This is a genomic window from Buttiauxella izardii (assembly GCF_003601925.1).
Taxonomy (GTDB): Bacteria; Pseudomonadota; Gammaproteobacteria; order Enterobacterales; family Enterobacteriaceae; genus Buttiauxella; species Buttiauxella izardii.
Genome location: NZ_QZWH01000006.1, coordinates 336943 through 350495, shown reverse-complemented (window position 1 = coordinate 350495; position 13553 = coordinate 336943). Strand labels below are relative to the sequence as shown.

The window sequence follows — 13553 nt, the reverse complement described above, 5'->3', positions numbered from 1 at the left end:
GCGTTGAAATGAATTACTTTTTCGCGCCAACAGTCTCTTCAAGCCATGCTTTGAAATCAGCACCCAGAGTGTTGTGACGAATACCGTATTCCACGAACGCCTGCATATAGCCCAGTTTGTTACCACAGTCATGGCTCACGCCTTTCATGTGATAGGCTTCAACCGTCTGTTTTTCCATCAGCATGGCGATAGAATCAGTAAGCTGAATTTCATCGCCCGCACCTGGAGGCGTTTTGGACAGCAGCGGCCAGATATCAGCGGTCAACACGTAACGACCGACAACCGCCAGGTTTGATGGCGCAACGTTCGCTTTAGGCTTCTCAACAATACCCACCATCGACACGCTGTCGCCTTCATTCAATTCAACGCCTTTACAGTCAACAACACCGTAAGCGGTGACGTCTTCTACCGGCTCAACCATAATCTGGCTGTGGCCCGTAGCATCAAAACGTTTGATCATTTCTGCCAGGTTGTCTTGCGACAAATCAGACTCGAATTCATCGAGGATTACGTCTGGCAGAATAACCGCGACCGGCTCATCGCCGACAACAGGATGCGCACACAGAACGGCGTGGCCCAGACCTTTAGCCAGACCCTGACGAACCTGCATAATGGTGACGTGCGGCGGGCAAATAGCCTGCACTTCTTCCAGCAACTGACGCTTAACGCGTTTTTCCAGCATGGCTTCCAGTTCAAAACTGGTATCGAAATGGTTTTCGATGGAGTTTTTCGACGAGTGAGTCACCAGCACAATTTCAGTAATGCCAGCCGCGATACATTCGTTGACAACATATTGAATTAAAGGCTTATCAACCAGCGGCAGCATCTCTTTTGGAATTGCCTTGGTAGCCGGTAACATGCGTGTACCCAATCCCGCGACAGGGATTACTGCTTTTCTTACTTTAGAATTAATGGCAGCCATTGAAAAATCTCCTGGACTGTTCAAGTTTTCACTTGCAAGTCAATTAAAATACGCCTCGAGTATATCAGCTTAAAAATGGTATCTGCCGCTGTTTACCCGTTGCGCTGGTAATTTAAGATAAATACGAGTCGGTTAAATACGATATTACCACCAGCAAAGATAGGGGAGAAAACCTAAATGTTTTCAAGCATCCAGATGCTCATTCCGCAGACAACATGAGTCTTAAACGCCCACCTGTGCCCCACACCTGGCATTGCCAGGATTCGCAGCGCTGGCTGATTTGATTGAGGTAAGTATTGCCCAGAGTCCCTAAAGGCACACCATTACTGACCTGAATTTGATGCTCGCCGGTATTTAATGTGGCATTGAGTCCAGCGGAAACCAAAATGAGGTTTTTCATCTCGCTATGGTAATAGCCCACCATCAGCGGAAATTGCCCGGTAAGATTTGCCTGGCGTAATAACTGATTCACTTGTTTCAGTAAATTACCCAGCTCCGGCAAACGTTGATTTTGTTTCGCAAGTTGTTCCTGCAATAGCCCGTTAAATAACGCACGTAATAACAACGCCGCCAACACACCGTTATCACCTGCCCTCGTCACATCCAGGCAATAAAATGCCAGATCGTTTTCTGAAAGCGGTGCGATATCCAGAACCAGCCCTGGCTGATTAAGGGTAATCAATTGGCGATAATTCACGCGGCAATGCGACATCACCTGTTGCACGGGAGGTTGCAGTTCTTGCAGTAATTTTGAAGCCGCCTGCGGGTCGCTCACCAACGCGTCCCAATCCTGAAACAAACGTTCTTCTTCTTCGACCCGTGAATTGAACATATTCGGATAGAGGCAGGCGAACACGGTTTCACGCAGTCGATTAAGATCTTTGATAGGTTTAAGCAGCACATCCTGCACGCCAAAACGCAGTGCTTTAGCGATATCGGACATATTTTCCGTCGCAGAAATCACCAGAATCGGCGTTTGCACCCCTTCATTACGCAAATGCTCGACTAACTTCAGCCCGTTCATGCGCGGCATCGCCAAATCACAAATCAACAAATCGGGCGCAAAAGTGGGCATTTTCTCCAGGGCTTCGACGCCATCGGTGGCGACGGCAATAATTGCCCCTAAAGAAGAAAGATAATTCTCCAGCAAAGAGCGGAAAACGGGCTCGTCCTCAACAATGAGAATCTGTTTTCCAACGAGTGGCTGTGTCATGTGCGCTCCCCTGACTGGCGATAGATCAATAGTGGCATGGTATGACAATCACCGCCTGTCAGAATTGCCTGAAGATGCGAGTTTTCACCGTACTCATTCATGGGTACGAACCAAAGGTAACAACTCATCCATTTTTTTCTCGACGGCCAGACTCCCGGCGCTTATCGCTTCTGCGGCGCGGTGGAAATCCAAGGTAGAAATCTGAGGGCAAAATGGTTGCAGCAGAATATCGGGAGGATCGCCGGCCATACGGTTGCGTTTTAAGCGGTTTTCCAGCACCTGAATAGACGTGGTCATGATCTCCATGGCCGTTGGCGTGGTATTGGCGCGTCGCGTGGTGATTTTACCGAGTTGCTCACGTAAACGTCCACGCCAGGTGTCAGATTGCACCTGATTTTCAGAAATCGGCGTAGTCATATTCACGGAGAGTAAATCTTGCTGCATCAAATGGGCGTCATGCTGGAGATCGACGGCAATCACAATATCAGCACCTAACGCGCGGGTGAGCGAAACCGGCACCGGATTTACCACCGCGCCGTCTACCAGCCAATAACCGTTGTATCCAACTGGCGACAGCAGCCCTGGCATACTGCAAGAGGCGCGCACGGCTTGATGAAGATCGCCATCAGTGAACCACAACTCGCGCCCGGTGCTTAAATTGGTCGCAACCGAGCCAAACCGCAGCGCGCAGTCTTCAATATTTTCTTCGGTGATGATTTTACGAACGTTATTGAACACGCGCTCGCCGCGTAATAAACCGCCGCGCCGCCAGGAAAGATCCATCAGCCGCAAGACATCCCAATAGCCGAATGAACGCACCCAGCGTTCCATCATAGGTAAACGATTACTGGCATAAGCCGCGCCAACCAGCGCACCTACAGAGCAACCCGCTACGATATCGACCTGAATACCTGCCCGCTTTAACGCATTAATGACACCAATATGCGCCCATCCTTTTGCTGCTCCCGACCCTAACGCCAGGCCGATTTTTACCTGTCTCATTTCGCCTCGGTCACTCTTCCCCGGTATATCACCGCGTGGCGAACTTGCCACAGCTCAGTTAACATAACTACCCTGCGTATTTACGCCGACTATTTTTTTGTAACCAAGGAGATGCTGTGTCGCAACTTTGCCCTTGTGGTAGCGGTCTGGAGTATAGCGTATGTTGCCAGCCTTACCTACGCGCGGAGCGCCATGCGCCAACCCCATCACAGCTTATGCGTTCACGTTATAGCGCCTATGTGATGCAGGACGCAGATTACCTTGTCGCAAGCTGGTATCCCCAAACTCGCAGTTCTTCGCTGAAAGCCGATGTTTCTGGAAGTTTTGCCACCACACAATGGTTAGGTTTAACCGTTTATGAAACGGCTGATGGACGTGACGAAAACGAAGGCTTCGTCAGTTTCGTTGCTCGTTTTGAAGAACAAGGCGAGGAATGTGCCATCATCGAGCGTTCTCGTTTCTTAAAGGAAAACGGTCAATGGTATTATGTTGACGGAACCCGCCCGCAATTGGGTCGTAACGACCCCTGCCCTTGCGGTTCCGGCAAAAAATATAAAAAGTGTTGTGGTCGTTAACTCACCGTGGCACAAATCAATTAGCAAACACACGCAAAACAGGATTTCCCAGTGACACAAGCACTACAGCGAAAAGTACTCCGCACCATTTGCCCTGACGCTAAGGGCCTGATCGCCAAGATCACCAATATTTGTTACAAGCACGAACTGAACATTGTTCAGAACAATGAGTTTGTTGACCACCGCACCGGGCGCTTCTTTATGCGTACTGAGCTTGAAGGGATTTTCAACGACAACACGCTACTGGCGGATTTAGACGGCGCATTGCCTGAAGGTTCAGTACGTGAACTCATCCCAGCGGGCCGTCGTCGCGTCGTGATTCTGGTCACCAAAGAAGCGCATTGTCTGGGTGACTTATTAATGAAAGCCAATTACGGCGGCCTCGATGTTGAAATCGCTGCCGTTATTGGCAACCACGAAACGCTGCGCACTTTGGTTGAGCGTTTTGATATCCCGTTTGAATTGGTGAGCCATGAAGGTTTGACGCGCGAAGATCACGACAAACAAATGGCTGACTCGATTGCAGCGCATAACCCCGATTACGTAGTACTGGCGAAATACATGCGTGTGTTAACGCCTGAGTTCGTTTCCCGCTTCCCGAACCAGATTATCAACATTCACCACTCGTTCCTGCCGGCGTTTATCGGTGCGCGTCCTTATCATCAGGCGTATGAGCGCGGCGTGAAGATTATCGGTGCCACCGCACACTACGTGAACGACAATCTGGATGAAGGCCCCATCATCATGCAGGATGTGATTCACGTTGATCACACCTACACCGCAGAAGATATGATGCGTGCCGGGCGTGACGTTGAGAAAAATGTTTTGAGCCGAGCGCTGTATCAGGTTCTGGCGCAACGCGTGTTTGTTTATGGAAATCGCACCATAATTCTCTGATCCAGAAATGAATTGTTTAGCTTTACGGCGTTACGGGTAAAAAAACGGCAAACGATTCATTTTCTTATAGTGAATGCTTTACAGCGGCGCTTCATTTGATATGATGCGCCCCGCTTCCAGACAAAGGTAGCGAGCAAGAAAGCCAAGTATGAAATACCCCTGGCGGGGTTCCCGAGCGGCCAAAGGGAGCAGACTGTAAATCTGCCGTCATCGACTTCGAAGGTTCGAATCCTTCCCCCGCCACCATCTTCAAGATTTATGCACGGCCTGATTCAATCAAGAATCAAACACCCCTGGCGGGGTTCCCGAGCGGCCAAAGGGAGCAGACTGTAAATCTGCCGTCATCGACTTCGAAGGTTCGAATCCTTCCCCCGCCACCATTCTTTGTAGTACCTCCCAAACAAATTCCAAATCGCATAAAATTTCATATTCCCGTTGGGGAAGGATGAGAAGCTTCGACTAAGGTTCGATTCGAGCGTTAGCGAGAAAGCGTTGCCGCAGGCAACGACCCGAAGGGCGAGACGCAACGCGTCGAGTCATCCTTCCCCCGCCACCATTCTCAGCAACACCTCCAAACAAATTCCAAACCATAAAAAATTCAACACTTTTTGTTGGATGACGCTTCGCTTATCCAACCTACAAAACCAAATTCAAAACGCAAAACCGATCCGTAGGTCGGATAAGCGCAGCGTCATCCGACACAATCACGCAAACCGCCCACCAGCGTCATTACATCGCAGGCAATCGCCGCGTAACGGGCGAACTTTTCACAATCGCCGTATTAGACTGAGCCTGTTCAGCAAGCCCATCGAGCAACATGTCCAACTGCGCAATATCTTTTACTACCAGTCTCACCACGAAACAGTCTTCTCCAGTCACTTTGTCACACTCAATGCATTGCGGCATGGCTTGCAGATATTTTTCCACCTTTTGCAGCATTCCTGGCAGCGGCTTCACCCTAACCAGAGCCTGCAATGTATACCCTAGCGCCACCAGATTCACTCGCGCGCTATAACCCTCAATAATCCCACGTTCTTCTAAACGCTTCAGTCGCTCTGCCGTGCTCGGTGATGTTAGCCCCACTCGCGCACTCAGGACTTTAAGCGACACTCTGGCGTCCTGCGCCAGGCAGGTCACAATTGCCCGATCGATATCATCAATAAGGAATTCCATCTAATTTACCTTCATAAAAAAAGAAATTATCTCTTTTCACCTTACAACAACTCTGTAAAGCACACGTCGATTTTTTCACAATAGAGACATCTGATTCGGGAGGTTTCTATGAATGAATTTAAAACTGGTGTCTGGCAAATGTGCCTGGCAATGCTTATTTCAGGTTCCATTGGCGCATTTGTATTGTTGTCAGGTTTACCCGTTATTGACGTCGTATTCTGGCGTTGTGCGATAGGTGCTGCAGCGCTTGGATTTTTTATCATGGTGAGCAAACAGCCTTTCAGCCACTTTACACGTAGCATGTTTTTGCTGTCCGTCATCGGCGGCGTGGCTTTGGTCATCAACTGGCTACTGCTGTTCGCCGCGTACGACCAGATTTCCATTGGCATGTCGACCGTGGTCTACAATACCCAGCCGTTCATGCTGGTTCTGATAGGCGTTTTCATGGGTGAGCGGGTGACACTGATAAAGTGGGGTTGGCTGCTTCTGGCGTTTAGCGGCGTGGTGATTCTGCTTTCTAGCGAGCTTATTACGGCGCATAACGCTAACTTGATAACAGGTATTGCCATGTCGCTTGGTGCCGCTTTCTTCTACGCGCTGACGGCAATCATCGCCCGCAAATTACGCCCTCATCCACCCCAACATATTGCCTTTATCCAGGTGCTGGTTGGTGTGGTTATATTATTGCCGCTGACCCATTTCGTCGCTCTCTCGGATAATTTCCCATGGGGAATATTATTGACGCTCGGAATCGTTCACACCGGAGTGATGTACCAACTGCTTTATGGCGCGATTCAGAAACTACCAACGCCAATCATCGGCTCACTCTCTTTTATTTATCCCTTAGTGGCGGTCACAGTAGATAGCCTGATGTTTGGTCATACGTTGAGCGTTGTGCAATTTATTGGAGGTGTGCTGATTTTGCTGGCTGCGGCAGGAAATAATCTCGGTTGGGGTACAAAAGAAAAGGCCCCGCTCTCGCAGGGCCTGGAACATAAAACGCGATAATTAACGACGAGCGCGCACAATCTGATACTTACGCGTCAGATACTCAACCGGCGCGCTCCAAACGTGCACCAGACGGGTGAACGGGAACAGCAGGAACAGCGTCATACCCAACACCAAATGCACGCGGAAGATAAACGCCACGCCGTCCAGATGCTCAGACGCACCGCCGTGGAACGTCACCACCGCCTGCGCCCAACCCACCAGTTTCATCATCTCGCTGCCGTCCATATGCTGAGCAGAGAAAGGAATCGTCAGCAGGCCCAACGCACACTGGATAACCAACAGGCTGAGAATCAGAATATCCGCCACGCTTGATGTCGCACGAATACGCGGGTTAAACAGGCGGCGTTTGAGCAGCAGCAAACCGCCCACCAGCGTCATCACACCGCACGCGCCACCGGCAATCATCGCCATCTTCTGCTTCACATCGATGGGCAGGAACGACTCGTACATCCAGTGCGGCGTTAACATGCCGAGGAAGTGACCGGCGAAAATCCCCAGAATCCCGATATGGAACAGGTTTGACGCCAGATTCATCCCTTTGCGGTCGAGCATCTGGCTGGAACCGGCTTTCCAGGAGTACTGGCCGTAGTCGTAACGCAGCCAACTTCCCAGCAGGAACACCGTCCCGCAAATGTACGGATACATGTCGTAGAAGAACACATTGAGAAATTGCATGATTACTGTCCTCCGATATTCAGATACTGCGGAGCGACAGCCCCGGCAAAACGCTTCTGATGGCTGGAAATTTCAGATTCACCGCAACCGGCGTCAGCCACAAATTTCACCAGCTCTTCCTCCCATACCGCGTCCAGCGCCTGCGGCGTGTCATCGCGTGCTTCGCCAGCAATCTGCTTGCTCACGCTTTCAACCGCCACATTGCTTTGCGACAGGCCGAGCAGCACATCAAACAGCGCGGCATAATCACTTTCACGCTGTTTCAGACGAGCCGCCAGCAGAGCCAGAATCGGCGCCACATCCTGCAAACCGCCACGCGCTTCACTTTCTTCACGTTGCGAGAGATATTCCAGATACAGCGGCAGATGGTCAGGCAGCTCGCGGCTGTCGATTTCCATTCCGGCCTGCTGATACTGGTTCATCAGGTTCACCATCGCCTGCCCACGGTCACGGGATTCGCCGTGAACATGTTCAAACAGCAACAGCGACGTGGCGCGACCACGGTCAAACAGTTCGCTATAACTCGCCTGCGCATCCAACAAATCGCGGCTGCACAAAGAAGTAATAAAACCGTTAAGCTGCGCCGCCTGCTGCAAATTCAATGCACTGCCTTCAGCTAATGCGTCGCGAAGTTCCTGCTGATGCTGCCAAAGCGCAGCATCCGGGTACTCGAGCAAGCGGGAAATCACCAAAAGTTCAATCATGGTTTTGGCTCCGTTTTGCTGGACACATCAATCGCGTCAATGCGTTTGCTGTTGAACAGGTTGAATTTGGAATCCGAACCGTGGCAACCGTCGCCAAAGCTGAAACCGCAACCTTTGCTTTCCGGGAACGCATCAGCCGCCAGCTCGCGGTGGCTGGAGGGCACCACGAAACGATCTTCGTAGTTGGCAATCGCCAGATAGCGATACATTTCCTGCGCCTGCGCTTCAGTCAAACCGACTTCTTCTAATGCGCTGATATCGTGAATGCCTTCTACCGTTTCCGCACGTTTGTAATGGCGCATCGCCATCATGCGTTTCAGGGCGCGCAGAACCGGCGCGGTATCACCCGCGGTCAGCAAGTTCGCCAGGTATTCCACCGGAATACGCAGGCTTTCAACGTCTGGCAAAATCCCGGTGTGCGGCAGTTCGCCCGCATCAGCCGCAGACTGAATTGGCGACAACGGCGGCACATACCAGACCATCGGCAGCGTGCGATATTCCGGGTGCAGCGGCAGCGCCAGCTTCCAGTCCATCGCCATTTTGTAAACCGGCGACTGCTGTGCGGCTTCGATTACGCTATTTGGAATACCATCTTTCCGCGCCTGCTCGATAACCGCCGGGTCATTCGGATTGAGGAAAATACCCAACTGGCGCTCATACAGATCTTTTTCGTTTTCGGTGCTGGCTGCGGATTCAATCGCGTCCGCGTCATACAACAGCACGCCGAGGTAACGAATACGGCCTACGCAGGTTTCGGAGCAAACCGTCGGCTGGCCTGCTTCGATACGCGGGTAACAGAAAATGCACTTCTCTGATTTGCCGCTTTTCCAGTTGAAGTAGATTTTTTTGTATGGACACCCGGTGATGCACATACGCCAGCCACGGCATTTGTCCTGGTCAATCAGCACAATGCCGTCTTCTTCACGCTTATAAATTGCACCGCTCGGGCACGTTGCCGCACACGCCGGGTTCAGGCAGTGTTCACACAGGCGCGGCAGATACGCCATAAAGGTGTTTTCGAACTGGCCGTACATCGCCTTCTGCATGTTAACGAAGTTCTGATCTTTAGCGCGTTTTTCAAATTCGCCGCCGAGGATCTCTTCCCAGTTCGGGCCGGCTTCGATTTTGTTCATGCGCTGGCCGGTAATCAGCGAACGCGGACGCGCAATGGGCTGATGTTTCCCTTCCGGCGCGTTATGCAGATGCTGATAGTCGTAATCAAACGGTTCGTAGTAATCGTCGATGCCCGGCAGATGCGGGTTAGCGAAGATTTTACCCAGCAACATCGCACGGTTCCCCATGCGCGGTTGCAGTTTACCGTTGATTTTACGGATCCAACCGCCCTTCCATTTTTCCTGGTTTTCCCAGTCGTTCGGGTAGCCAATCCCCGGTTTGGTTTCGACGTTGTTAAACCACGCGTACTCCATCCCTTCGCGGCTGGTCCAGACGTTTTTACAGGTCACAGAACAGGTGTGACAGCCGATGCATTTATCAAGATTCAGCACCATGCCGACTTGTGAACGAATTTTCATTTTACGCTCTCCTGTTTCTGGTCGTTGCCTTCACCGTCTAACCAGTTAATGTCTTTCATCTTGCGCACGACTACGAACTCATCACGGTTTGACCCGACGGTGCCGTAGTAGTTAAAGCCATAAGCCAGCTGCGCATAGCCGCCAATCATGTGCGTTGGTTTCGGGCTAATTCGGGTGACCGAGTTATGAATCCCGCCGCGTTGCCCGGTAATTTCGGAACCCGGCAGGTTCACGATACGTTCCTGAGCGTGATACATCATCGTCATGCCTTCCGGCACACGCTGGCTCACTACCGCACGCGCCGTCAGCGCACCGTTTTTGTTGAACACTTCAATCCAGTCGTTATCTTCGATGCCCAAATCTTTGGCGTCGATTTCACTCATCCAGACAATCGGGCCGCCACGGGACAGCGTCAGCATCAGCAAGTTGTCGCTGTAAGTTGAGTGAATGCCCCATTTCTGGTGCGGCGTCAGGAAGTTCAACGCTTTCTCTGGATTACCGTTGGATTTTTTACCCATCACGCCTTTCACGGAACGGGTATCAATCGGCGGACGGTACACCAGCAGGCTTTCGCCAAAATCACGCATCCACTGGTGATCCTGATAAAGCTGTTGGCGACCAGACAGCGTACGCCATGGGATCAGCTCGTGAACGTTGGTATAACCGGCGCTGTAAGAAACGTGTTCATCTTCAAGGCCAGACCAGGTCGGGCTGGAGATGATTTTGCGCGGTTGCGCCTGAATATCGCGGAAGCGAATTTTTTCGTCTTCTTTATTCAGCGCCAGATGCGTGTGGTCGCGCCCGGTAAATTCGCTGAGTGCCGCCCAGGCTTTTACTGCTACCTGGCCGTTGGTTTCCGGTGCCAGCGTCAGGATCATTTCTGCGGCATCGATCGCCGTGTTGATCATCGGCTGGCCTTTCGCCGGGCCTTCGGTTTTGGTGTAGTTAAGCTTGCGCAGCAGATCCATTTCAGACTGCGTATTCCACGCAATCCCTTTGCCGCCGTTGCCGATGGTTTCCATCAGCGGGCCAATCGAGGTGAAACGCTCGTAAGTCGCCGGGTAATCACGTTCAACGGTGATCAGGTGCGGTGCGGTTTTGCCCGGAATCAGGTCACATTCGCCCTTTTTCCAGTCCATCACGCCAAACGGCTGCGCCAGTTCTGCGGCGGAATCGTGCTGAATCGGCAGCGTCACCACGTCGGTTTCTTTGCCTAAATGGCCGACACACACTTCGGAGAATTTCTTCGCGATATCTTTGTAGATATCCCAGTCGCTTTTTGAATCCCAGGCCGGGTCAACAGCGGCAGAAAGCGGGTGAATAAACGGATGCATATCCGAAGTATTCATGTCGTCTTTCTCATACCAGGTCGCCGTTGGCAACACGATATCGGAATACAAACAGGTGCTCGACAGACGGAAGTCCAGCGTCACCACTAAATCCAGTTTGCCGTCGAGGCCGTTATCCACCCATTCGACTTCTTCCGGCATCACGCCGCCTTCTTTGCCCAAATCTTTACCCTGAATACCGTTTTCAGTACCCAACAGATATTTGAGCATGTACTCGTGGCCCTTGCCGGATGAACCCAGCAGGTTTGAGCGCCAGACAAACAAGTTGCGCGGATGGTTGTTACCGGCATCCGGCTGCTCGGCGGCAAAGCGAATATCGCCACTTTTCAGCTGCTGCGCGGTGAAATCAGCCGGGCTCATGCCTGCCGCTTTCGCCTGTTTGGCGATGTGCAACGGGTTGGTATTGAGCTGTGGTGCCGATGGCAACCAGCCCATACGCTCGGCGCGGACGTTGAAGTCAATCAAATGGCCGCTATAACGGGATTTATCCGCCAGCGGGGAAAGCAGTTCTTCGGCGGTCAACGACTCATAACGCCATTGGCTTGAGTGGTTATAGAAGAACGAAGTGCTGTTCATGTGGCGCGGCGGACGCTGCCAGTCAAGGGCGAAGGCAAGCGGAGTCCAGCCAGTTTGCGGGCGCAGTTTTTCCTGGCCCACATAGTGTGCCCAGCCGCCGCCGCTTTGGCCGACGCAACCGCAGAAGATCAGCATGTTGATCAGGCCACGGTAGTTCATGTCCATGTGGAACCAGTGGTTCATACCGGCACCGACGATGATCATCGAGCGGCCATGGGTTTTGTCAGCGTTGTCGGCAAATTCACGGGCAATGCGGATAATGTTCTGGCGGGAAACGCCGGTAATCTGCTCCGCCCACGCCGGGGTATACGCTTTCAAGTCGTCATAGCTCGACGCACAGTTTTCGTCGTTCAGGCCACGATCCAAACCGTAGTTCGCCAGCGTCAGGTCATAAACGGTAGTCACCAGCGCGGTGGAACCGTCTGCCAGTTGAATGCGTTTAACCGGCAGTTTATGCATCAGCACGTTATCGAGTTTCACGTTGCTGAAGTGCTCTGTGCTTTCACCGCCGAAGTATGGGAAGCCCACTTCCGCCACTTCGTCGTGGCTGCCGAGCAGGCTCAGGCGCAGTTCGGCTTCTTCGCCGCTGGTGCCGTCGCGCTGTTCCAGGTTCCACTTGCCCTTCTCGCCCCAGCGATAACCGATAGAACCGTTCGGTGCCAGCAACTCGCCGTTCTGGCTGTCCATGGCGACCGTTTTCCACTGCGGGTTATTTTCCTGGCCCAGACCGTCAACCAAATCAGATGCACGTAACATGCGGCCTGCGGCGTAGAAACCGTCACGCTCTTCCAGCATCACCAACATTGGCATGTCGGTGTAGCGGCGCACGTAATCGGTGAAGTATTGGCTTGGGTTGTCGAGGTGGAATTCACGCAGCATCACATGGCCCATTGCCAGCGCCATCGCTGCATCGGTGCCCTGTTTTGGTGCCAGCCACTGGTCGCACAGTTTGGCGATTTCAGCGTAATCCGGCGTCACCGCGACAGTTTTGGTGCCTTTGTAACGCACTTCGGTAAAGAAGTGGGCGTCGGGCGTACGGGTCTGCGGAACGTTAGAACCCCAGGCCATAATGTAGCTGGAGTTGTACCAGTCGGCAGATTCAGGAACGTCAGTCTGCTCGCCCCAGGTCATTGGTGACGCAGGCGGTAAATCGCAATACCAGTCGTAGAAGCTCAGGCAGGTGCCGCCAATCAGGGAAAGGTAGCGAGCGCCTGAGGCGTAAGAAACCATCGACATTGCCGGGATCGGCGAGAAACCTGCGATACGGTCAGGGCCGAAAGTTTTCGCGGTAAACACGTTAGCCGCAGCAATCAGCTCGTTCACTTCCTGCCAGCTTGAGCGCACAAAACCACCGCGACCACGGGCTTGTTTATAGCTTTTTGCTTTCTCCGGGTCGTTGATGATTGAAGCCCAGGCATCGACCGGATCTTCATGCAGCGTTTTCGCTTCACGCCACAGTTTAATCAGGCGCTTGCGCATCAAAGGATATTTCAGGCGGTTGGCGCTGTAGAGATACCAGGAGTAGCTCGCACCGCGCGGGCAGCCGCGTGGCTCATGGTTTGGCATATCAGGGCGAGTGCGCGGGTAATCGGTTTGCTGGGTTTCCCAAGTCACCAGGCCGCTTTTGACGTAGATCTTCCAGCTACAGGAGCCCGTGCAGTTAACACCATGAGTGGAACGCACCACTTTGTCGTGCTGCCAACGCTGGCGATAACCTTCTTCCCAATCACGATTGGTATCGAGCAGTTGGCCATGTCCATCGGCAAAAGTTTCGCCCTTCTGTTTGAAGTACCGAAACCGGTCAAGAAATTTGCTCATCGGGGTTCTCCTGATGTGGAGCCTGGAGGCTCTATCTTATGAATACGACATTGCTAATTTGCTGGCACGGTAACCCGCGCATTTGCAGGGATAATTGATGAGGATC

11 protein-coding genes, 2 tRNA genes and 1 other RNA gene are annotated in these 13553 nt (G+C 52.3%); 6 read left to right on the top strand and 8 right to left on the bottom strand.

Annotated features, from left to right (window positions below):
• Positions 1-13: 13 nt before the first annotated feature.
• The 3 genes from galU to rssA form a co-directional block, all read right to left on the bottom strand.
• The gene (gene galU, locus D6029_RS04815; protein ID WP_120063665.1) at positions 14-922 is read right to left on the bottom strand and encodes a UTP--glucose-1-phosphate uridylyltransferase GalU; all 909 of its coding nucleotides are present in this window, start codon (positions 920-922) and stop codon (positions 14-16) included.
• A 199-nt stretch (positions 923-1121) separates the two neighbouring features.
• Positions 1122-2135, bottom strand: coding sequence for a two-component system response regulator RssB (gene rssB / locus D6029_RS04810; RefSeq protein ID WP_120063664.1), 1014 nt, complete (start codon positions 2133-2135; stop codon positions 1122-1124).
• A gap of 93 nt (positions 2136-2228) precedes the next feature.
• Positions 2229-3137 carry a patatin-like phospholipase RssA gene (gene rssA, locus D6029_RS04805; protein ID WP_120063663.1) on the bottom strand — a complete coding sequence of 303 codons (909 nt, stop codon included), beginning with the start codon at positions 3135-3137 and terminating at the stop codon, positions 2229-2231.
• A gap of 116 nt (positions 3138-3253) precedes the next feature.
• Here rssA and D6029_RS04800 point away from each other — a divergent pair, with 116 nt between their 5' ends.
• The 5 genes from D6029_RS04800 to D6029_RS04780 all read left to right on the top strand — a co-directional run bounded on the left by D6029_RS04800 (position 3254) and on the right by D6029_RS04780 (position 5165).
• On the top strand, positions 3254-3712 hold the full coding sequence (locus D6029_RS04800) for a YchJ family protein (protein WP_120063662.1): 459 nt from the start codon (positions 3254-3256) through the stop codon (positions 3710-3712).
• Positions 3713-3763: 51 nt separating this feature from the next.
• A complete protein-coding gene (gene purU / locus D6029_RS04795) occupies positions 3764-4609 on the top strand; it encodes a formyltetrahydrofolate deformylase (protein WP_120063661.1) in 846 nt (281 codons plus the stop codon).
• Between the two features lie 161 nt (positions 4610-4770).
• Positions 4771-4855, top strand: a tRNA-Tyr gene (locus tag D6029_RS04790).
• 49 nt (positions 4856-4904) lie between these two features.
• A tRNA-Tyr gene (locus D6029_RS04785) sits at positions 4905-4989 on the top strand.
• Positions 4990-5033: 44 nt separating this feature from the next.
• Positions 5034-5165, top strand: a non-coding RNA gene (locus D6029_RS04780) — RtT sRNA.
• Positions 5166-5338: 173 nt separating this feature from the next.
• Here D6029_RS04780 and D6029_RS04775 read toward each other — a convergent pair.
• On the bottom strand, positions 5339-5782 hold the full coding sequence (locus D6029_RS04775; RefSeq protein ID WP_120063660.1) for an Lrp/AsnC family transcriptional regulator: 444 nt from the start codon (positions 5780-5782) through the stop codon (positions 5339-5341).
• 108 nt (positions 5783-5890) lie between these two features.
• On the opposite strand from D6029_RS04775, the gene D6029_RS04770 reads away from it, so the two are divergent.
• Entirely contained in the window at positions 5891-6790 is a 900-nt protein-coding gene (locus D6029_RS04770) for a DMT family transporter (RefSeq protein ID WP_120063659.1), read from the top strand.
• On the opposite strand, the gene narI is transcribed toward D6029_RS04770, so the two are convergent.
• Genes narI through D6029_RS04750 form a run of 4 tightly spaced genes read right to left on the bottom strand, consistent with a single transcriptional unit; the run spans position 6791 to position 13447 of the window.
• On the bottom strand, positions 6791-7468 hold the full coding sequence (gene narI, locus D6029_RS04765; protein ID WP_120063658.1) for a respiratory nitrate reductase subunit gamma: 678 nt from the start codon (positions 7466-7468) through the stop codon (positions 6791-6793).
• 2 nt (positions 7469-7470) lie between these two features.
• The gene (gene narJ / locus D6029_RS04760; protein WP_120063657.1) at positions 7471-8172 is read right to left on the bottom strand and encodes a nitrate reductase molybdenum cofactor assembly chaperone; all 702 of its coding nucleotides are present in this window, start codon (positions 8170-8172) and stop codon (positions 7471-7473) included.
• On the bottom strand, positions 8169-9704 hold the full coding sequence (gene narH / locus D6029_RS04755; RefSeq protein ID WP_120063656.1) for a nitrate reductase subunit beta: 1536 nt from the start codon (positions 9702-9704) through the stop codon (positions 8169-8171). Before narH ends, narJ begins: the two co-directional genes overlap by 4 nt.
• Positions 9701-13447: a nitrate reductase subunit alpha gene (locus D6029_RS04750; RefSeq protein ID WP_120063655.1), complete on the bottom strand. Its 3747-nt coding sequence runs from the start codon at positions 13445-13447 to the stop codon at positions 9701-9703. Before D6029_RS04750 ends, narH begins: the two co-directional genes overlap by 4 nt.
• Between the last annotated feature and the right edge of the window lie 106 nt (positions 13448-13553).